Annotated in this window: 17 protein-coding genes; 8 read left to right on the forward strand and 9 right to left on the reverse strand. The window is 64.3% G+C overall.

Annotated features, from left to right (window positions below; genetic code table 11):
- Nucleotides 1-164 precede the first annotated feature (164 nt).
- The gene (ampE, locus tag RKE50_RS12200) at nucleotides 165-983 is read right to left on the reverse strand and encodes a regulatory signaling modulator protein AmpE (RefSeq protein ID WP_350036708.1); all 819 of its coding nucleotides are present in this window, start codon (nucleotides 981-983) and stop codon (nucleotides 165-167) included.
- Nucleotides 980-1,540 carry a 1,6-anhydro-N-acetylmuramyl-L-alanine amidase AmpD gene (gene ampD / locus RKE50_RS12205; protein ID WP_350036709.1) on the reverse strand — a complete coding sequence of 187 codons (561 nt, stop codon included), beginning with the start codon at nucleotides 1,538-1,540 and terminating at the stop codon, nucleotides 980-982. The genes ampE and ampD overlap by 4 nt, the downstream gene beginning before the upstream one ends.
- 147 nt (nucleotides 1,541-1,687) lie before the next feature.
- On the opposite strand from ampD, the gene nadC reads away from it, so the two are divergent.
- Complete coding sequence (gene nadC / locus RKE50_RS12210) at nucleotides 1,688-2,530, forward strand: carboxylating nicotinate-nucleotide diphosphorylase (RefSeq protein WP_350036710.1); 843 nt, start codon at nucleotides 1,688-1,690, stop codon at nucleotides 2,528-2,530.
- A 44-nt stretch (nucleotides 2,531-2,574) separates the two neighbouring features.
- Here nadC and rraA read toward each other — a convergent pair whose 3' ends face one another.
- Both rraA and RKE50_RS12220 read right to left on the reverse strand, forming a co-directional pair.
- Entirely contained in the window at nucleotides 2,575-3,060 is a 486-nt protein-coding gene (gene rraA / locus RKE50_RS12215) for a ribonuclease E activity regulator RraA (protein WP_350036711.1), read from the reverse strand.
- Nucleotides 3,057-4,823 carry an acyl-CoA dehydrogenase gene (locus RKE50_RS12220; protein WP_350036712.1) on the reverse strand — a complete coding sequence of 589 codons (1,767 nt, stop codon included), beginning with the start codon at nucleotides 4,821-4,823 and terminating at the stop codon, nucleotides 3,057-3,059. Before RKE50_RS12220 ends, rraA begins: the two co-directional genes overlap by 4 nt.
- A gap of 162 nt (nucleotides 4,824-4,985) precedes the next feature.
- Between RKE50_RS12220 and RKE50_RS12225 the strand changes: the two genes are divergently transcribed.
- The 5 genes from RKE50_RS12225 (at nucleotide 4,986) to RKE50_RS12245 (ending at nucleotide 11,827) form a co-directional block, all read left to right on the forward strand.
- Nucleotides 4,986-5,942: a LysR family transcriptional regulator gene (locus tag RKE50_RS12225; protein WP_350036713.1), complete on the forward strand. Its 957-nt coding sequence runs from the start codon at nucleotides 4,986-4,988 to the stop codon at nucleotides 5,940-5,942.
- A gap of 134 nt (nucleotides 5,943-6,076) precedes the next feature.
- Complete coding sequence (locus RKE50_RS12230) at nucleotides 6,077-8,263, forward strand: malate synthase G (protein WP_350036714.1); 2,187 nt, start codon at nucleotides 6,077-6,079, stop codon at nucleotides 8,261-8,263.
- Nucleotides 8,264-8,571: 308 nt separating this feature from the next.
- Nucleotides 8,572-9,747: a glycosyltransferase family 4 protein gene (locus RKE50_RS12235; RefSeq protein ID WP_350036715.1), complete on the forward strand. Its 1,176-nt coding sequence runs from the start codon at nucleotides 8,572-8,574 to the stop codon at nucleotides 9,745-9,747.
- A 5-nt stretch (nucleotides 9,748-9,752) separates the two neighbouring features.
- A complete protein-coding gene (locus tag RKE50_RS12240; protein ID WP_350036716.1) occupies nucleotides 9,753-10,787 on the forward strand; it encodes a glycosyltransferase family 2 protein in 1,035 nt (344 codons plus the stop codon).
- Nucleotides 10,788-10,966: 179 nt separating this feature from the next.
- On the forward strand, nucleotides 10,967-11,827 hold the full coding sequence (locus tag RKE50_RS12245; RefSeq protein ID WP_350036717.1) for a glycosyltransferase family 2 protein: 861 nt from the start codon (nucleotides 10,967-10,969) through the stop codon (nucleotides 11,825-11,827).
- Nucleotides 11,828-11,847: 20 nt separating this feature from the next.
- On the opposite strand, the gene RKE50_RS12250 is transcribed toward RKE50_RS12245, so the two are convergent.
- The 4 genes from RKE50_RS12250 to RKE50_RS12265 are packed head-to-tail and all read right to left on the reverse strand — an operon-like array spanning nucleotide 11,848 to nucleotide 14,738.
- Nucleotides 11,848-12,510, reverse strand: a complete 663-nt coding sequence (locus RKE50_RS12250) for a GNAT family N-acetyltransferase (protein ID WP_350036718.1) — start codon at nucleotides 12,508-12,510, stop codon at nucleotides 11,848-11,850.
- Nucleotides 12,511-12,513: 3 nt separating this feature from the next.
- Nucleotides 12,514-13,809, reverse strand: coding sequence for an ANL family adenylate-forming protein (locus RKE50_RS12255; RefSeq protein WP_350036719.1), 1,296 nt, complete (start codon nucleotides 13,807-13,809; stop codon nucleotides 12,514-12,516).
- Nucleotides 13,809-14,486, reverse strand: coding sequence for an SDR family NAD(P)-dependent oxidoreductase (locus tag RKE50_RS12260; protein WP_350036720.1), 678 nt, complete (start codon nucleotides 14,484-14,486; stop codon nucleotides 13,809-13,811). The genes RKE50_RS12255 and RKE50_RS12260 overlap by 1 nt, the downstream gene beginning before the upstream one ends.
- Nucleotides 14,487-14,489: 3 nt before the next feature.
- A complete protein-coding gene (locus RKE50_RS12265) occupies nucleotides 14,490-14,738 on the reverse strand; it encodes a hypothetical protein (protein WP_350036721.1) in 249 nt (82 codons plus the stop codon).
- A gap of 370 nt (nucleotides 14,739-15,108) precedes the next feature.
- On the opposite strand from RKE50_RS12265, the gene rffA reads away from it, so the two are divergent.
- Nucleotides 15,109-16,308: a dTDP-4-amino-4,6-dideoxygalactose transaminase gene (gene rffA, locus RKE50_RS12270; protein ID WP_350036722.1), complete on the forward strand. Its 1,200-nt coding sequence runs from the start codon at nucleotides 15,109-15,111 to the stop codon at nucleotides 16,306-16,308.
- A gap of 30 nt (nucleotides 16,309-16,338) precedes the next feature.
- Nucleotides 16,339-17,451, forward strand: a complete 1,113-nt coding sequence (locus RKE50_RS12275) for a TDP-N-acetylfucosamine:lipid II N-acetylfucosaminyltransferase family protein (protein ID WP_350036723.1) — start codon at nucleotides 16,339-16,341, stop codon at nucleotides 17,449-17,451.
- On the opposite strand, the gene RKE50_RS12280 is transcribed toward RKE50_RS12275, so the two are convergent.
- Entirely contained in the window at nucleotides 17,414-18,118 is a 705-nt protein-coding gene (locus RKE50_RS12280) for a class I SAM-dependent methyltransferase (protein ID WP_350036724.1), read from the reverse strand. The genes RKE50_RS12275 and RKE50_RS12280 overlap by 38 nt on opposite strands.
- Nucleotides 18,119-18,143: the final 25 nt, after the last annotated feature.

An 18,143-nucleotide genomic window follows, 5' to 3' on the forward strand; every position in this document is an offset into this window, starting at 1 on the left:
CGCTTCGATGCCACCACGCGCGGGCGCGGGCGGCGGGGGGAGCGCGTCTTCGTCATCGGTTGTGGTCATGGGCGTCGCCCATTGGCAAGCACGTCTGATCGAACTTAGCAAAGGGCGCCCTGCCGCACTGCCACGGCGGTCGCATTTGCCGAAACAGAACCCGATTAGAGCAACAGGTAACCCAGCGAGAGGACGATGAGCCAGGCACCGGCGCTGCGCGCCAGCAGGCGCTCGAGCGCGCCCAGTTCCACCGCGAGCTGCGTCGCCGCCGCGCCGGGCGAGGCGGCGGCGGTGCCGAGCGCGCGCCGGGCCGTGGCCGCGAGCACGGCCGCCGCCGGCTCCTCGCTGCTGCCCATGGCGCGCGACGCCGCAGCGAAGTCCCCGGTGACGGCGAAGGTGAGCGCGAGCAGCCGGGCGGGAGCCCAGTCTGCGAAGAACAGCGCGCGCTGCGCCGGTAGGTTGCGCTCGGCCGCCAGCTGCAGGAGCCGGTAGGCGAAGGCCGCCGCCGGCCCGGCGAGCACGAAGAAGAACACCGGGGCATACCAGCGCTGGCAGGCCTCGTAGAGCAGCGCCGCGCGCAGTTCCTCGTCGGGCGAGCGACCGCCGCCGTCGCCTTCGGCCTCGAGCCGGGGCAGCGTGGCCACCGCCGTGAGCCAGGCCGCCTCGCCATCGCCGGCCGCGCAGTGGGCCCGCAAATCCGCGACCAGGCCGTTGAAATCCCCGCGCCCGAGCGCGTAGAGGAGCAACAGCACCGCCGCTGCCAGGCCGACGAGGCCGAACAGCCAGCCGCTGACCACGGCGAGCAGCCAGACGGCCGCCAGCGCGGGAACCAGCACGGCCGCCGCTGCGGCAAGCGCCGGGGACGCGCCCCGCGCCTGCAGCCACTGCCACCAGTCCGCGAACCAGCCGTCGCGGTGCCAGGGGGCGTGCGGGCCGGCGAACTGCTGCAGGGCCAGGGCGACGATGAGCGCGAGGAAGTTCACGCGCAGACCCTGCCGAGGAGCCCCTCGAGGCGCGCCCAGTCGAAGGCCGGCCCCGGGTCCGTCTTGCGGCCCGGGGCGATATCGCTGTGGCCGGTGATGCGCGCGGGGTCGAGGGTGGGATAGGCCGCGCAGAGCGCCGGCACCAGCGCGCCCAGCGCCGTGTACTGGGCGTCGCTGTAAGGAGTGTGGTCCGTGCCTTCGAGCTCGATGCCGATGCTGAAATCGTTGCAGTTGTCGCGGCCGCACCACTCGGACACACCGGCGTGCCAGGCGCGCCGGTCACAGCTCACGTACTGCGTGAGGCGCCCGCGCCGGTCGACAAGGAAATGCGCCGAGACGCAGAGCTCGGCGACCTCGGCAAAGAAGGGATGCACGGACGGATCGAGGCGATTACAGAAAAACGCGTGAACGTGGCCGCCGCCGAACTGCCCGGGCGGCAGGGAGATGTTGTGCAGCACGATCAGCTCGGGGCTCGCGCCCGCCGGGCGCTCGTTGCAGTTCGGCGACGGACACCAGACCGCCTCCGCGACGCGACCCCGGGTCACGGTGAAAGCCATGGCCACGGTCCTCTTTTGTCCATCATAGGCCCGGCCGCGGCGCGGGTAAACGCGCCACGCGGATACCGGAATCCGCGCTGGTCGGCGCGCCTCCCCGCGAGCCGGGTCCGGCTGCTATGCTACGCGCCCCGCAACCGAGGGCGAGCCATGCACACCGTCACCCGCGTACTTAAAGACACCATCGACGCCGATGTCGCCCGCGCCCTCGCGGAGGACGTGGGCGACGGTGACATCACCGCGGCGCTGGTCGGCGAAGACGCCACGGCGAGCGGCCGGCTGGTCACCCGGGAAGACGGCGTGCTCTGCGGCCGGCCCTGGGCCGAGGCCGTGTTCCGGGCCGTGGACGCGCGCTGCGAGCTGCGCTGGGATGCCGACGACGGCGACCGCATCCGCGCCGGCCAGCGGCTGTTTACCGTCACCGGGCCGGCGCGCGCCCTGCTCACCGCCGAGCGCACGGCGCTCAATTTCCTGCAGACGCTCTCCGGCACGGCCACCCGGGCCCGGCACTACGCGGACCTCGTTGCCGGTACGGACCTGAAACTTCTCGATACGCGCAAGACCATCCCCGGCCTGCGCCTCGCGCAGAAGTACGCCGTGGCCTGCGGCGGCTGCCACAATCACCGCATCGGCCTGTTCGACGCCTTCCTGATCAAGGAGAACCACATCGCCGCCTGCGGCAGCATCGCCGCGGCCGTGGACGCGGCCCGGGCGCTGGCGCCCGGCAAGCCGGTCGAGGTGGAAGTGGAGAACGCGGAGGAACTCGGCCAGGCCCTCGCGGCGAAGGCGGACCGCATCATGCTCGACAACTTCAGCCTCGCGGCCCTGCGCGAAGCCGTCGTTGCCACCGCCGGTCGCGCCGAGCTCGAGGCCTCCGGCAACGTCACCGGGGAGACGCTGCCCGCCATCGCGGCCACCGGCGTCGACTACGTGTCGATCGGCGCGCTGACCAAGGATTTCAAGGCCCTGGACCTGTCGCTGCGCCTCGGCTGACCTGCCCCCGCAGCGATCGACCGGGGCGGGCCGCGCGGGCGCGTCTACGCCAGGGGATCGGGGCTCGCGATGACGCCGTTGTTGTCGGCGTAGACGTAGTCCCCGGGGCTGATGGTGACGCCGCCGATGCTCACCGGCACGTCCATTTGCCCCTCGCCGCGCTTGTCCGTCTTGCGCGGGCAGCAGCCCAGGGCCTTCACCCCGAGCGGTGTGGCCGCCAGCTCGTCGACGTCGCGCACGGCGCCGCAGATCACCAGCCCCGCCCAGCCGTTCTTCGCCGCGTCCGCGGCGAGCATGTCGCCGAGCAGCGCCCGGCGCAGGGAGCCGCCGCCGTCGACGACGATCACCCGGCCCTCGCCGGGCTCCTGCACCAGGGACTTCACCAGCGAGTTGTCCTCGAAGCACTTGATGGTCACCGCCTGACCGCCGAAGGCGGCGATGCCGCCGAAATTGCGCCACTGCAGCTCCAGCGCGCGGGCGCCGGCGTGAGCGTCGGTGAGGTCCGGGGTGCTGATGGGGGTCTCGCTCATGCCAGCCACTCCTCTGCGTAGGCTTCCAGCGCGCTGGCCTCGCCGGCGATGATCGCGCCGTGGGCGCGGGTGCGCGGCAGCAGCGCCTCGGCGTAGAAGTTCGCGGTCGCCACCTTCTGCGCGTAGAACGGGTTGTCGCTGCCGGCGGCGAGCCGGTCCTGCGCGACCGCCGCGGCGCGGAACAGGTGCCAGGCGCCGAACAGGTAGCCGGTCTGCATCATGTAGTCGAAGGCGAGGCCGCGGGCCGCGTCCGGCCGCTCGGCGAGCAGGCCGAGCAGCCGCTCCGTGGCGGTCTCCTGGTGGGCCGCCGCGGCGGACAGCGCGCCCCCGAGGAGCCGCAGCGCCGGGTCGCCGGAGAGCGCCCGGGCCGTCTCGCGCACGGACTCGGTCAGCGCGCGCATGGTGTCGCCGCCGTCGCGGGCCAGCTTGCGGCCGACCAGGTCGGCGGCCTGGATGCCGTTGGTGCCCTCGTAGATCGAGGTGATGCGCACGTCGCGCAGGTACTGCGCGGCCCCCGTCTCCTCGACGTAGCCCATGCCACCGTGCACCTGCACGCCGAGGGAGGCGATCTCCTCGCCGAGCTCCGTCATCCAGCCCTTGATGACGGGGATCATCAGGTCGATGCGTGCCTGCTGCTGCGCGCGCTCGCTCTCCTCGCCGTGGCGGGCGAGGTCCATGGTCACGGCCTCGCTGTAGGCCAGCGCGCGCATCGCCTCGTTGAAGGCGCGCATGGTCAGCAGCATGCGCTTCACGTCCGCGTGGCGGATGATCGGCACGCCGCCCTGTACGCGCTCGTGGGCGTAGGCCAGGGCTTTCTGGTAGGCGCCCTCGGCGGCACCCAGCCCCTGCAGGCCGACCTTCAGGCGGGCCTCGTTCATCATGGTGAACATGCAGGCGAGGCCGCGGTTCTCCTCGCCGAGGAGATAACCCACGGCGCCGCCGTTGTCGCCGTAGGCCATCACGCAGGTGGGGCTGCCGTGGATGCCGAGCTTGTGCTCCGTGGACACGGGGTAGACGTCGTTGCGCTCGCCGGGGTTGCCGTCGGCGTCGGGCAGGAACTTGGGCACGATGAACAGCGAGATGCCCCGGCTGCCCTCGGGCGCATCGGGCAGGCGCGCGAGCACCAGGTGCACGATGTTGTCCACGGCATCGTGGTCGCCCCAGGTGATGTAGATCTTCTGCCCGCTGATCAGGTAGTGGTCACCCTCGGGCACCGCGCGGGTCTTGAGGGGGCCGAGGTCCGAACCGGCGCTCGCCTCCGTGAGGTTCATGGTGCCGGTCCACTCGCCGCTGTGCAGCTTGGGCAGGTACAGGGCTTTCTGTTCCTCCGTGCCGTGGGTCTCGATGGCCAGCGCCGCGCCGCTGGAGAGGAAGGGCGCCAGCGCGAAGGCCATGTCCGCGCTGTTCCACATCTCGCAGGCGGCGGTGCCGTAGATTTCCGGCAGCCCCTGGCCGCCGTGCTCCGCGCTCGCCGCGATGCCGAACCAGCCGCCCGCAGCGAGCTGCGTGAGGGCCTCGGCGTAGCCCGGCGTCAGCGTCACCCTGCCGTCCGCGCAGGTGGCCGGGTGCGCATCGCCCTCGCGGCGCAGCGGCGCGAGCACGTCGCCGGCGAAGCGGGCGCCCTCCTCCAGCAGCGCGCCGGTCAGGTCCGGCCCGACGCCCAGTTCGGCGAAGGGCCCGCGCTCACCGAGCGCAGAGGCCACGTCCAGCACCTCGTCGATGAGGAAGCGCATGTCGTCGAGGGGGGCACGGTAGGTGGTCATGGGGAGTTCTCCAGCTGTCGTCGGTGCGCGCGGGTCAAAGGCGTTCACCGCGGCGCCGCCAAGTATAAGGGGCCGCGGGCCACGGCGCAGGGTAGCGCCGGGATCATATTCATCCCATCGCGGGGTTGCTATGATGGCCATTCATTCCGTGAATACAAGACCATGCAGCTCAACCGCATCGACCTCAACCTGCTCGTCTACCTCGACGCCCTGCTGCGCGAGCGCAACGTCACCCAGGCCGCGCACCAGCTGAACCTGTCGCAGCCGGCCATGAGCAACGGCCTGCGCCGGCTGCGGGAGCTGTTCGACGACCCGCTGCTGGTGCGCACCTCCGACGGCATGACGCCCACGGAGCGGGCCCTGGAGCTGGAGCCGCTGGTGCGCGAGGTGCTCACCAACATCGAGCGCGCGGTGCAGCCGCGCACGGCCTTCGACCCGGCCTCGGCCAGCCGCGTGTTCCGCATCATGGCCAGCGACTACGCCGAGTCGACGCTGCTGCCCGGCGTGCTCGGCCGGCTGCGCACGGAGGCACCGGGGCTCACGCTGGACATCATGACGCCCAGCGACGTGAGCTTCCTCGACGTGGAGCGCGGCAAGGTCGACATGGTGATCAACCGCTTCGACGCCATGCCCCAGTCCTTCCACCAGATACACCTGTGGAGCGACAGCTTCTCCTGCCTGCTGAGCCCGGAGAACGAGCTGCTCAAGGACTTCACGCTGGAGAACTACCTGAAGGCCGACCACGTGTGGGTGAGCAAGACCGGCATGGGCGTGGGCGTGGGCGTGGACCCGGACGACGTGCAGCGCCTGGGCTGGGTCGACGCCGCCCTCAACCGCCTGGGCAAGAAGCGGCAGATCCGCGTGTTCACGCGCCACTACCAGGCCGCCATGACCCTGGCCGAGCAGAACGACCTGGTGGTGACCCTGCCCACCCGCGCCGCCCTGCTCAAGCGCGACAACCCGCGGGTGGTGCTCCGCGAGCCGCCGCTGGAAATCCCTCCGCTGGAACTGAAAATGGCCTGGAGCCCGCTGCTGCAGCACAACCCGGCCAACCGCTGGCTGCGCAAGGTGATCGTGGACACGGCGCGTGAACTCGCGGGGGAACCGGCGCCGGCCTGAACGACCCCGTGCCGCCGTGACCGGGCGCCGCACCGACATTCAGCGGGCTTATGCCCACGATAAAAGCCATAGCCTTGGGGAATCCCGGCGTATTCCCTAGACTTCCCGCTCAGACCATCACAGGGATCCATGCCATGACCGAGCGCGTCACCCGCAGCGGCCTGCAGGTCGCCAAGCCCCTCGCCGAACTCCTCGAGAACGCCATCGCCCCCGGCACCGGGGTGGAGCCGGCGGACTTCTGGCAGGCCCTGGCGCAGCTGGTCGCGGACTTCGGCCCCCGCAACCGCGAGCTGCTGGCCATCCGCGAGACGATGCAGCAGCAGATCGACGACTGGCACCGGGCGAACCCGGGCCGGGACTACGACCGCGCCGCCTACCGCGCCTTCCTCGAGGAAATCGGCTACCTGCTCCCCGACCCCGAGCCCTTCGCGGTCACTACGGAAAACGTGGACGCGGAGGTCGCCACCCTCGCCGGCCCGCAGCTGGTCGTGCCGGTGATGAACGCACGCTACGCCCTGAACGCCGCCAACGCGCGCTGGGGCAGCCTCTACGACGCGCTCTACGGCACCGACGTGATCCCGGAAGACGACGGCGCCGAGCGCGCCGGCGGCTACAACCCGGTGCGCGGTGCGAAGGTCATCGCCTTCGCCCGCGACTTCCTCGACCGCTACTGCCCGCTCGCCAGCGGCAGCCACGCCGACGCCACCGCCTATCGCGTGGTCGACGGCGCGCTGGCCGTCAGCCTTGGCGGTGAAGAGGGCAGCAGCGAGAGCGGCCTCGCCGACCCGGCGCAGTTCCGCGGCTACCAGGGCGATGCGGCGGCACCGGGCGCCGTGCTCCTCGCCCACAACGGCCTGCACATCGAGATCCAGGTGGACCGCGAACACCCCATCGGCCGCGACGATGCCGCCGGCGTGAAAGACGTGGTACTGGAAGCGGCGCTGACCACCATCCAGGACTGCGAGGACTCCGTCGCCGCCGTCGACGCCGAGGACAAGTGCGTGGTCTACGGCAACTGGCTGGGCCTGATGAAGGGCGACCTCGCCGACAGCTTCGACAAGGGCGGCAAAACCGTCACCCGCCGCCTCGACGCCGACCGTGAATACACCGGCGCCGACGGCGAGCCCCTGGTCCTGCCCGGGCGCAGCCTCATGTTCGTGCGCAACGTCGGCCACCTGATGACCAACAACGCCATCCTCGACGGCGACGGCAACGAGATTCCCGAGGGCATCATGGACGGCGCGTTCACGGCCCTCATCGCCGTGCACGACCTGAAGCGCAGCGCGGGCCTCGGCAACAGCCGCCACGGCAGTGTCTACATCGTGAAGCCGAAGATGCACGGCCCGGACGAGGTCACCTTCACCGTGGACCTCTTCGACCGCATCGAGGACGCCCTGGGCCTTGCCCGCAACACGCTCAAGCTCGGCATCATGGACGAGGAGCGGCGCACCACCATCAACCTCGCCGAGTGCATCCGCCGCGCCCGGGCGCGCGTGGTGTTCATCAATACCGGCTTCCTCGACCGCACCGGCGACGAGATTCACACCAGCATGGAAGCCGGTGCCATGACGCCCAAGGGCGACATGAAGAGCGAGCGCTGGATCAACGCCTACGAGGACCGCAACGTCGACGTGGGCCTGGCCTGCGGCCTGCCCGGCCACGCGCAGATCGGCAAGGGCATGTGGGCCATGCCGGACCTGATGGCGGCGATGCTCGAGCAGAAAATCGGCCACCCGAAAGCCGGCGCGACCACCGCGTGGGTGCCCTCCCCCACCGCGGCGACGCTGCACGCCATCCACTACCACGCCGTAAACGTGGCCGAGCGGCAGCAGGAGCTCGCCAGCCGCACGCCCGCCTCCCTCGACGACGTGCTGGAAATCCCCCTGCGCGGCGCCGAGGGGCTGGACGCCACCGCCATCCAGCGCGAGCTGGACAACAACTGCCAGGGCATCCTCGGCTACGTGGTGCGCTGGGTGGACCAGGGCGTGGGCTGTTCCAAGGTGCCGGACATCAACGACGTGGGCCTGATGGAAGACCGCGCCACGCTGCGCATCTCCAGCCAGCACATCGCCAACTGGCTACACCACGGCGTGGTCAGCGAGGAACAGGTGCGCGAAACCCTCGAGCGCATGGCTGCGGTCGTCGACCAGCAGAACGCCGGCGACCCGGCCTACCGGCCCATGGCCCCGGCCTTCGACGACAGCGTCGCTTTCCAGGCGGCCCGCGACCTGGTGTTCCTGGGGCGGGAACAGCCCTCTGGCTACACCGAACCGGTGCTGCATGCGCGGCGGCGGGAGGCGAAGGCAAAGTTCGGCCGCTGAGCAGTCAAAGCACCCCCCAGGGCTCCAGCGCCGTGGGTGCCGGGAGTTTGAGAACGGGGAATGTGGGCAGAGGTGCTTAGGTAGAAGACACTTTGGAATCGGCGCCTAGCCGCGACAAGGCCGGAGCCCTCAATAACTTTGCCGACACGAGTCGCGCCTAACCAAGCCGCACATTGGTAGGCGCGACAAAGCGTCGCGACGCTAGTCGCGCACTTGTAACGTACACCACAAAACCCTTCAGCCATCAGCAACATATAATTAGATCGGCCAGCCGCGCGTAACAGCCTCAATGTAAAGGGCCCGAAGCCATGCCTAAACCTGAAGGCCAAATGCTCATCATTACTCGCAATCTCCCGCCTTTGACCGGCGGGATGGAAAAACTGATGAGCCGGGTTGTTCAACAGCTGGGCAGTGAGTACGAAGTAACGGTGATCGGACCTCGCGGCAGTAGCCGTTTTGTTGATGAGCACGCTCGCTGCTACGCCACACCCGGATCTGGCCTCGTGGGTTACCTGCTCGCGGCCGTACCACTAATGATATTGAGTCTACTGCGGTCAAGGCCCACGGCAGTCATAGCCGGCAGCGGCGTCACCGCGCCGCTTGCACAACTGGCGAGCGTAATAGCAAGATGCCCGCTCATGGTATTCGTGCATGGCCTCGACCTAGTTGCAGAAAGACGCGCCTATCGCGCCATCGCACTACCCGCCATCCGTTCAGCCTCGTATGTAGTGGCGAACAGCCGTAGTACCGCGGCACTTGCGAGAGAAGCCGGTGTTCAAGCAAATCGCTTACTCACCATAGCACCGGGCGTAGAGTATCCACCACTTGAGGTGACAGAAGGTAGATTTCGAAGGGAGTTCGGCCTAAAAGACCGCCCAGTGCTACTATCTGTTGGCCGACTCGTCCCCAGAAAAGGACTGGTGCCCTTTGTAGAGCATGCGCTCCCCAAAGTCCTTCAACACCATCCAAATGCTGTACTCACGATTGTCGGACAAGTTCCAGATCAAGCTTTACTGCACGGCAGAAATGAGCGCAGCAAGATCGAAGCGATCGCAAGAAGGGTTGGCTTGAACTCGCACATCCTCTTTTGCGGACGAATCAGTGAAGCAATGCTCAGCGCTGCGTATAGCGACGCCAACCTACTGATCTTCCCTGTTGTGGAAACTCCCGGTGATGTCGAAGGCTTCGGCATGGTTGCTTTAGAGGCTGCAGCCTTTGGTCTGCCAACTTTTGGCTTCAGTGTTGATGGATTGCGAGACTCTGTCTTGCATACCTCTACCGGGGAGTTGTTCACCCCGGGCGATTACGATCTGATGGCAGATGCAATCTGCAAGCACCTTGATCGAATCGATCAGACACTTTACCAACAAGGCTGTCTACAACACGCGGAGAGACATAGCTGGCAAGCCTACGGCGAGCAACTCCGCAGAGCGGTGCGGTCGATGATTCGTAATGACTCATCCACCTCATTTGAGCAGAGATAAAAGCCATGGACCATGAAGAGCCACCCCTGAAGCCGCTGGTGAGTGTGTGTGTGGCGAACTTCAACGGCGAAAAAGTGCTGGACCTCTGTCTGTCTTCGGTCATGGCACAAGGCACAGAATCTTCCGTTGAGATCATCGTCCATGACGATTGCTCAAGCGACTGCTCGGTAGCACTGATCAGGGAGCGTTTCCCCGAAGTTCGGCTACTCACATCAGAGCAGAATGTCGGCTTCTGCATGAGCAACAACCGCATGGCTGCAGTCGCCAAGGGCGATTACCTTCTCTTGTTAAACAATGATACGCGCCTACACCATGGCGCACTAAACGCCCTACTTTTTTTCCAGAGGGTGAATCCGGACGCGGGCATTCTCACGGTGCCACAGTACAATATGACGACCGGCGAATTACTAGACCGCGGCATGTTTCTTGATCTCTTTGGTAACTCTATCCCTAACACCCGCGAGGGTACGCGCGACGTAGCAATGGTTATGGGCAGTTGCCTGTGGATTTCCCGCGAGTTGTGGCAGGCGATCGGCGGCTTTCCAGAGTGGTTCGGCTCTATTGCGGAAGACCTGTACCTGTGTTGTTTGGCGAGGCTGTATGGGAAACGGGTTGTCGCCGTCGACGAGAGCGGTTACGACCACAAGGTGGGGCATTCCTTCGGCGGGGGGAAAGTGGAAGCTAGCGGTCTCAGGAGCTCACTGCGCCGGCGGGCCCTGAGCGAGTTGAACAAGAACCGGGTCATCGCCACCTGCTACCCAAGCCTGTCGGTACTCTCGCTGCTTCCAAATAGCATATTGCTGCTGCTCGAGGGAATCGCCCTCGGGGCGGCGCGGCGCCAACCTGCACTCCTGACAAGAGTCTACCTGCCGGCCATTCTGGGAATCGTGGTGGACTGGCGCCGCCTGGGCAGCATGCGCAGGTGCATCCAGCGGCAGCGGCAGATCGGCCTAGGACCCTTTTTTCGCCCCTTTCGCCTGAGGCACCAGAAGCTGGTACTGCTCCTGGCGCATGGCTTCCCGGAAGTTCGCGCGGAGTAGTCGAACCGACGGGATCGGCCAGAGCGGGACAGAATAACCTCGCGTGAGGTCCAGTGCTGTACAGCCCGAGCCAGGCTCAAGTACTCTACGGTAGCGCCGTAAGTGGCCGCGCTACTGAAACAGGGACCGCGGCATTCATCGGGCTTTCGAATGACTCTTGGGAACTCCAGCTCTAGCGAATGAGGCTACCTCTTGTCAGCGTTGTCCTGCCCAGCTACAACCGGGCAGACAGTCTCCCCAATGCCCTGCGCAGTATCGCTGAGCAAGACTACGGCAACCTCGAGATTATTCTCGTTGACGATGGCTCATCGGATGACACCGGAGAAAAGGTCGCACAGCTTGCCATTCCCGAGCTTCGGTACCTCAGACACGAGAAAAACCGCGGTGCGAATGCGGCCCGGAACACTGGCATTGCCGCAGCGAACGGCGAGTTCATCGCCTTCCAGGACAGCGACGACACCTGGGATAGCAGGAAGCTGTCCCTGCAAATCCGCGCGTTGCAGGCTCACGGCGGGCATGTGGCATTCTGTGCCTTTGATCGCATCATCGACGGGAAACGGGTGCGTATTCCCAAACCGGGCTATCAAATCAGGCCAGGATGCGAGGATCGTTTCGGGAGACTGCTGGAAGGCAGCTTCATAAGCTGCCAGTCGTTGATTGTTCGCAAAGCGCTGCTGCTAGAGGCCGGGCTTTTCGATGAGGCCTTACCGAGACTGCAGGACTGGGAACTGTGCCTTCGCCTGGCAAAGCGGCACCCCATGGTTTATCTAGAAGATGCGCTGGTTCAAGTCGACATCAGCAACGACAGCATCACAAGGGAAGTATCAAGGCTCATCAAGGCCGCTTACATAATTCTCGAGAAACACGCTGAAGACTTCCATCGCCACCCGCGGGCCGCCGCCATGCTGTGCACCAACGTCGCTATCGAGGCGTTGAAGCATCGCAGGCTGCCAAGTTCGCTGCGATTGCTAGCTAGAGCACTGGCTTATGGCGGGGTCCACTATCCCGCTGCGCTGCGGGCCCTTTACCTGCGTCGATAGCCGCGCCGACACACACCGGGTCAGGTGCCGTCCTGTAACAGGAACTCGGACTTCCTCAGTTCAATGATGTCAAGCATGAAACTTTCGGTTGCCTCGGCCTCATCGCATATTTCATAGCGGGTGATTCCTGCCATCGTGGTTTTCCTGAGAAAGTGACTTTGCTTTGTCCTGAACCCGACTCTCTCGTGCAGAGCCTTGGCCATGAAATTCCTGGAAAGGACCTGCGCCTCCAGGAGGTCAAGCCCCAAGGTCCCGAATCCCCATTCGAGTAGGGATTTCTCGGCAAAGTACATTAGCTGCGGGCCCCCACCTGCTGCGCCTCTGATAATGTTGTCCAGTTCGGCTTTTCTACTGGATACATTACTCAGGCCCAGGTGACCCACCAGACTGTCGTCGGGCAGATAGATGGCGAAAAAAATCCTGTCCGGGCTGGCAATCGAACAGTTTTGCAGATACTCCCGGGTACTGTCTTCGCTGGCATTGAACTGCACCCGATAGCAACGCATGAAAGTCTTTCGCCACAAACAGAAGGCTCGAAGCAGCGCGCCGTCCTGCAGGGCCCATCGACCCACAGGCACGAGCCTAGCGATGACTTCATTCCTGTCGTCCTCGACTGGCAGGGCATGCGAAAACGCGTCCTCGCAGGAATCACACTTCAGGGAAGCCAGATACTCATCCCTCATTGGCTAGTGCCGTTTGAATCTGTGCCCGATAGCGAACCCCGCCACTCTCACACGCCTTGGTACCTGGTGCCGGGGCAGCTTCCCTTTGAGAAAGTTGCTGAGTTCGGCCACGTCAACCCGGCAACCGTTGGCTGCCTGGATGAACAGTTCCACGTGCTCGCCGGTCACCGGGTTCTGCCTGGCAAAAGCCTTCGCAAACTGGACGCCGTCGAACTGGAGGGCAACTCGCTCCACATCTGACGCCATAAACTTGAGCCCACCCACATTAATGACTTCCGTTCTTCTGCCCACGATCCTGTAGTAGCCCTCGTCTTCTTTGACGAGGTCACCGGTGTTATACCAACCTTCAGCGTCGAAGGGTGATGGCGCGTTCAGGTAACCCAGCATCCTGGCTTCCGAATGAATCTCGAGCACATCGTCGACAACGCGCGTTCTCACCCCTTCCCCACCAATCTTCATGAACAAGCTGTCCCGAGCCCTGCTTTTTACCCGCAGTATGCCCAACTCAGACATACCGAAGGTCTGCCGAAAATCGACGTCGGGTAGCAGTGCACAAAGCCGATCGAGGGTAGGCTGGTCCATCCGCTCGGTCCCGTAAGTGACCACCTTCAGCGACTTCGGCACCCGGTCCGGTACCATGCCGCTCATCAGCATCAAGCGGAGAAACGTGGGTGTCGTCGGCAAAGCTTCCACAGCATGACGTTCGCAAAGTTCAAGAACCTCCTCAACGCTGCGTGAGGCTGGCGCAATTACGACACCCTGGTTGAAAAGGGTGTGGAGAAGCGTATTTAGACCACCCACGTGGTCGAACACCAGGAAACTCAGCGTCCGTAGCGTCGGGCGCGGGGTCTCGAACCGTCGGAGGAAGAGCGTGAGGTCGTGCAGGATAGCCTTGGGTCGACCGGTGGTCCCCGTGGAAAACAGGATCAGCCCGGCATGCCCGCTCTCTCGCAGCTTGTCGATGAGAGCGTGGCGCCGACCATGTGTTCGCCGCCGGATGGAGTTTCCACCGATGACCACGTCGACCAGGGCGGCCTCGAGGAAATAATCGTGTTGAGCGCTGGTGGCCTCCGTGAGCGGCACAATGATCATTCCAAGCTCGATCAGCCGCAGGAAGGTGCCGATTGTTTGCGGGTCGAAGTCCCCGATGAGTGCGACCACACTGCCAGTGTGAAGCTGGTTCAGGTCGATAATGGGGCTATCCTGCAGGTCGGAGAATCGGAGTTCCCTGTCCACGTGGATAAGGAAAGGATGCTCTACCCGCTCCCAGCGACGCGCCAAGGTGCTCAACAGCCCCATTAGGCGCCTCCAACCCTCAAGATCTGGCCGCTGATGCTTGCGGATTTCTCATCCATCAACAGCTCGACCAGATCGCAAACATCGGCCTTTTCGAAGGCTCGGGAGATAACCTGCTGGGCGACAATCGCTTCGATCTGCTCATCGGAGATTCCACGGAGCATATCCGTCCGAATCGGGCCGGGGGCGATACAGTTCACTCTGATATTGAAGTCCGCCACCTCTCGCGCAAAAACACGGGAAAAACTCTCTACGCCGGCTTTGGACGCGGCATAGACCGATTCCCCCTTGAGCGCGAGGGCAACAGCTATGGTGGAAAAGTTGACGATCAGTCCACGCCGCTCCCTGATCAGTAGCGGCGCAAACATCTGGCAGCAATAAATAGTGCCCACCAGGTTGGTTTGCACGATACGCTGCACCGCGCCTTCACTGGTCGTCAGGGCGAGATTCATCGAAGCGATGCCTGCCGCATTGATTACCGCATCAACAGCTTCGGGCATCTGTTTAATGAGCCTGGCGGCCCGCTTCACGGACTGGTAATCACTGACGTCGCACTGAACACTCTCGAGTCCAGCACCGCCAGCGGTTCTTGCGAGAGCGACTACCCGATGCCCGTTTCCAGCAAACCTTTCGGCAATTGCCTGCCCCAGACCTCGAGTGGCACCTGTAACGACGATCATCTTCTACTGGTTCGACTGCCTGGCGAACTCGGCGGCCAGGCTTTCCACTGTTCGGAACATGCTCCTGGCTCTCGACATGGCTTCATCCGATGTCCAGTCGAAGTCGAAGCCGCGCTCTTCCGCATCGTCTTCCAGGGCGAGGCAGACTTCGACGAGGGTCATCGAATCAAGCACTGATTCCGCGCCGATGAGCTTCATGTCGTCATGCACTTCCCGCTTTTCCTGGAGGGCGTCGTAGATCAGCTTACGCACTAGCTCTTTCGCTTCCGAGAGGTTCATCCTGTTGTCCCGTCCTCGCCACTCCATCAACAAACCGCCTACCAAGCTCCCCGAAGTTCCGAGGATAGTGTCAGAACCGCCGCAAGCATTATCTCATCAACTTCTACGGTCGTTGAACCCGCCGCACAGCGCTCGCTAGCCGTGCACCCGAATGCTACGCGGGTCTCGATGACCGGGTCGGGCGGCGCTTGCGGACGCTACCGGTAGGACCGTTGCTCCTGGCTATGAGCATCAGTTACACCCGGAGGTGCCTCCCCCTCCCGGTGGCCGCAGCGCGCGCCCGGTGCGATGCCCCGTAATTTCCTCGTGGCGCAAGCGGCGCCTGTCTGGCAGGATACCAGCTATGGGCCATGGCGAAGGACGCTCCGGCTGGAGCGGGCCACGGGGTGGACAGCAGCAGGCTTCGACAAAGATGATCCCGTACAACGCCCCGACGATCCTCGGGACCGAGGGTGAATTTATCCAGCGGGCGCTTGCATCCGGCAGGATGAGCGGCGATGGTTACTTCTCCAGGGAATGCGAACGCTGGCTGGAGCAGCAAACCGGCGCCTGCAAGGCCATGATGGTGCCATCGTGCACCGCAGCTCTGGAGATGGCCGCTCTCCTTGTCGATATAGGTCCGGGCGACGAGGTGATCATGCCCAGTTTCACCTTCGTCTCAACCGCCAACGCCTTTGCGCTGCGCGGCGCGACTATCGTGTTTGTCGACATCCGGCCGGACACCCTCAACATTGACGAAACGCTTATACAGCCGGCCTTCACGGAGCGGACCCGGGCCATTGTGCCCGTGCATTACGCAGGTGTCGGCTGCGCGATGCGGGAGATACAGGAGATAGCCGATGAGACGGGTGTTCCGGTACTGGAAGATGCGGCGCAAGGCCTATTAGCGAGCGTGGACAGCCAGCCGCTGGGAGCGATCGGAGACCTCGGTTGTGTAAGCTTTCACGAAACCAAGAACCTGACGGCGGGAGGCGAAGGCGGAGCACTGCTGCTGAACAACGAGTCGATGATCAGGCGCGCAGAGATCATTCGCGACAAGGGCACTGACCGGAGCCAGTTCTTTCGAGGTGAGGTCGACAAGTACTCCTGGAGGGACCTGGGGTCCAGCTACCTGATGTCCGAGCTACAAGCGGCTTATTTGCACGCGCAGTTTACGCAGGCGCAGCACATCAATGAAGTCCGCCTGGCCGCGTGGCACTACTACCATGAAAGGCTTTTCGCTCTCACTCCGGCGTACTTCACCCTGCCGCAGATCCCCGGGAATGTCCGCCACAATGCGCATATCTTTTATCTTGTTCTCCCCGATGCGGATAGCAGCGCAGCCCTTGGGGATTATCTGCGTGGCGAGGGGGTACTGGCAATCCGGCATTACGTACCGCTCCACAGCAGCTCAGCCGGCAAACGGTTCGGGCGCTTTCACGGCGAGGACCGTTACACCAGTTGTCTCAGCGAGCGTCTGCTGAGGCTTCCGCTCTGGTTCGGAATAACTAGAGAACAGCAGGATACCGTCTGCGAACTCATCGAGACGTTCTGGAAGAGCTAATCCGCACTAGCTCCCAATGGCGACAGTAACATGCACGTTCATATTTTCTCGCTGTCTACCCGGCATCACATCGAGCCGCTACTCGCCTTCCTGCAGGAAAACGTGCTGCCGCGATACGGCCCCCGGGAACATGAGTTTATCTGCTGCGGGCAGGGCTCCGAAGTAACTACGGCCTGGCCGACGACTGCTCCCATGCGCACGGCCCGTGGCTTCGCGCCGATTTACGGCCTGTTGCGCAGACACCTGACAGCGGGGCACCGGCTGGTTATTCACGGGCTCTACGACCGTACGCTGGCGCTAGCGCTGTTTCTTCTCCTGCGGAAACGGCATGGCGCGACCTGGGTCATCTGGGGCTCGGACATGTATCCCTTTCTTCGACCCTATCCACCGCTGCCACATCAGTTCGTCAACATGTGGCTGCGCAGGTCGGTCTTCCGGCGCATGGACCGGATTGCAGGCATCCCGGGCGACTATGCCATTCTCGCCAATGACCTGCCCGGACAGTGGAAGCACAGCCCGCTGAATTTTCCACTGCGCCTGGGGTACGAGCGATACAGAGAGCTCTTCAGGCGGTCTCGACAAAGGAGTGACAATTCCCTGCGGATCATGCTGGGGAACTCGGCCTCGGCCACCAATCGACATGGCAGTGCGCTGAAGATGCTGTCGCGGTTCAGCGGAGAGGCTATCGAGTTGGTAATGCCGCTGAGCTATGCCGGGACGACGCAGTACGTCGAAGCGGTCATCGCCGAGGCCCGCCGCCTGTTCGGCGACAGGCTCACTGTCCTGGACCAGGTCATGCCCAGCGACGAGTACCTGAGGCTGCTGGCTCACATCGACATCCTCGTTTTCAATCACAAGCGCCAGGAGGGCGTCGGCACGATCAATTCCGCGCTGATGCTGGGCAAGAAGGTGTACCTTCACTCGGATGTGTCGACCTACGCCCACCTGATCAACCTCGGCGTCGAGGTCCATGATACCGCCACTATCAACGACGCCAGCTTCGCGGAGTTTGCCCGCTGGGACAGAAAGCGGGTGCTTGAGAATCAGAAGGCTGTCTATGCAGCCTGCGGGCAGGAAGCGGTTGCAGAGCAGTATTTCAGCCTGTTCAGCGCCATCGATAACGACGCGCCGGCAATCGGCTAGGCGCGTCGCGTGCCTGTCGCTGGCGCACTCGCGGCTTCATCAGCAGGAAGATGTCACCGGCCAGCTCATTGATACCCATTTGCTGCATCGACTGGCGATCCAGAAGATCGTCGGGACTCACCACGCTCACCCTGGCCCCGGGCACTTCCCGGAGGCGATCAACGAAGTGCTCCCCGTAGGCGCGGACGTGGTCAGCCTGCCCATACCTTCTCGTGCGCTCTTCCGGGCTGCTCACGTTCGGGTCTTCCAGGGTCGTCGCTTCGGTGACGGGCACCATGATCATGGCGACACCACCAGGCTTGAGCATACGGTAGATCTCTTTCAGCGCCGCACGATCATCCTCGACATGCTTGAGCACATGGCTGCAGCAGATCGTGTCGAAGCCGGAATCCGGCAGGTGGGAAGCGGTGATGTCCAGCTTGATATCGACATCCGCGCGAAGCAGGTCCGCAGAGACATAGCGACCGGAATAGCGGCGCCTGAGTCGATTTCCCAGGCAGCGTTCCGGTGCCAGGTGCAGAAAGCGCCCGTCTTCCTGTTGTGGCCGATGGGCCAGGAAGTACCAGAGGAATCTGTGCCGCTCCAGGCTGTGGCACTTCCAGCAGAGTGCATCGGGCCGCTGCGGGCTTCCAAACGGCAGAAATGAACTTGCGGCTGCACCACACACCGGGCAGAGCCGGCCTTTACCTTGC

Origin of the sequence: Pseudohaliea sp. (genome assembly GCF_040217025.1) — a bacterium.
Lineage (GTDB): Bacteria > Pseudomonadota > Gammaproteobacteria > Pseudomonadales > Halieaceae > Pseudohaliea.

Coding starts and splice junctions, on each gene's coding strand:
- ampD (WP_350036709.1), bottom strand. CDS start 1,540: ATGGCTTTCACCGTGACCCGGGGTCGCGTCGCGGAGGCGGTCTGGTGT.
- nadC (WP_350036710.1), top strand. CDS start 1,688: ATGCACACCGTCACCCGCGTACTTAAAGACACCATCGACGCCGATGTC.
- rraA (WP_350036711.1), bottom strand. CDS start 3,060: ATGAGCGAGACCCCCATCAGCACCCCGGACCTCACCGACGCTCACGCC.
- RKE50_RS12220 (WP_350036712.1), bottom strand. CDS start 4,823: ATGACCACCTACCGTGCCCCCCTCGACGACATGCGCTTCCTCATCGAC.
- RKE50_RS12225 (WP_350036713.1), top strand. CDS start 4,986: ATGCAGCTCAACCGCATCGACCTCAACCTGCTCGTCTACCTCGACGCC.
- RKE50_RS12230 (WP_350036714.1), top strand. CDS start 6,077: ATGACCGAGCGCGTCACCCGCAGCGGCCTGCAGGTCGCCAAGCCCCTC.
- RKE50_RS12235 (WP_350036715.1), top strand. CDS start 8,572: ATGCCTAAACCTGAAGGCCAAATGCTCATCATTACTCGCAATCTCCCG.
- RKE50_RS12240 (WP_350036716.1), top strand. CDS start 9,753: ATGGACCATGAAGAGCCACCCCTGAAGCCGCTGGTGAGTGTGTGTGTG.
- RKE50_RS12245 (WP_350036717.1), top strand. CDS start 10,967: ATGAGGCTACCTCTTGTCAGCGTTGTCCTGCCCAGCTACAACCGGGCA.
- RKE50_RS12250 (WP_350036718.1), bottom strand. CDS start 12,510: ATGAGGGATGAGTATCTGGCTTCCCTGAAGTGTGATTCCTGCGAGGAC.
- RKE50_RS12255 (WP_350036719.1), bottom strand. CDS start 13,809: ATGGGGCTGTTGAGCACCTTGGCGCGTCGCTGGGAGCGGGTAGAGCAT.
- RKE50_RS12260 (WP_350036720.1), bottom strand. CDS start 14,486: ATGATCGTCGTTACAGGTGCCACTCGAGGTCTGGGGCAGGCAATTGCC.
- rffA (WP_350036722.1), top strand. CDS start 15,109: ATGGGCCATGGCGAAGGACGCTCCGGCTGGAGCGGGCCACGGGGTGGA.
- RKE50_RS12275 (WP_350036723.1), top strand. CDS start 16,339: ATGCACGTTCATATTTTCTCGCTGTCTACCCGGCATCACATCGAGCCG.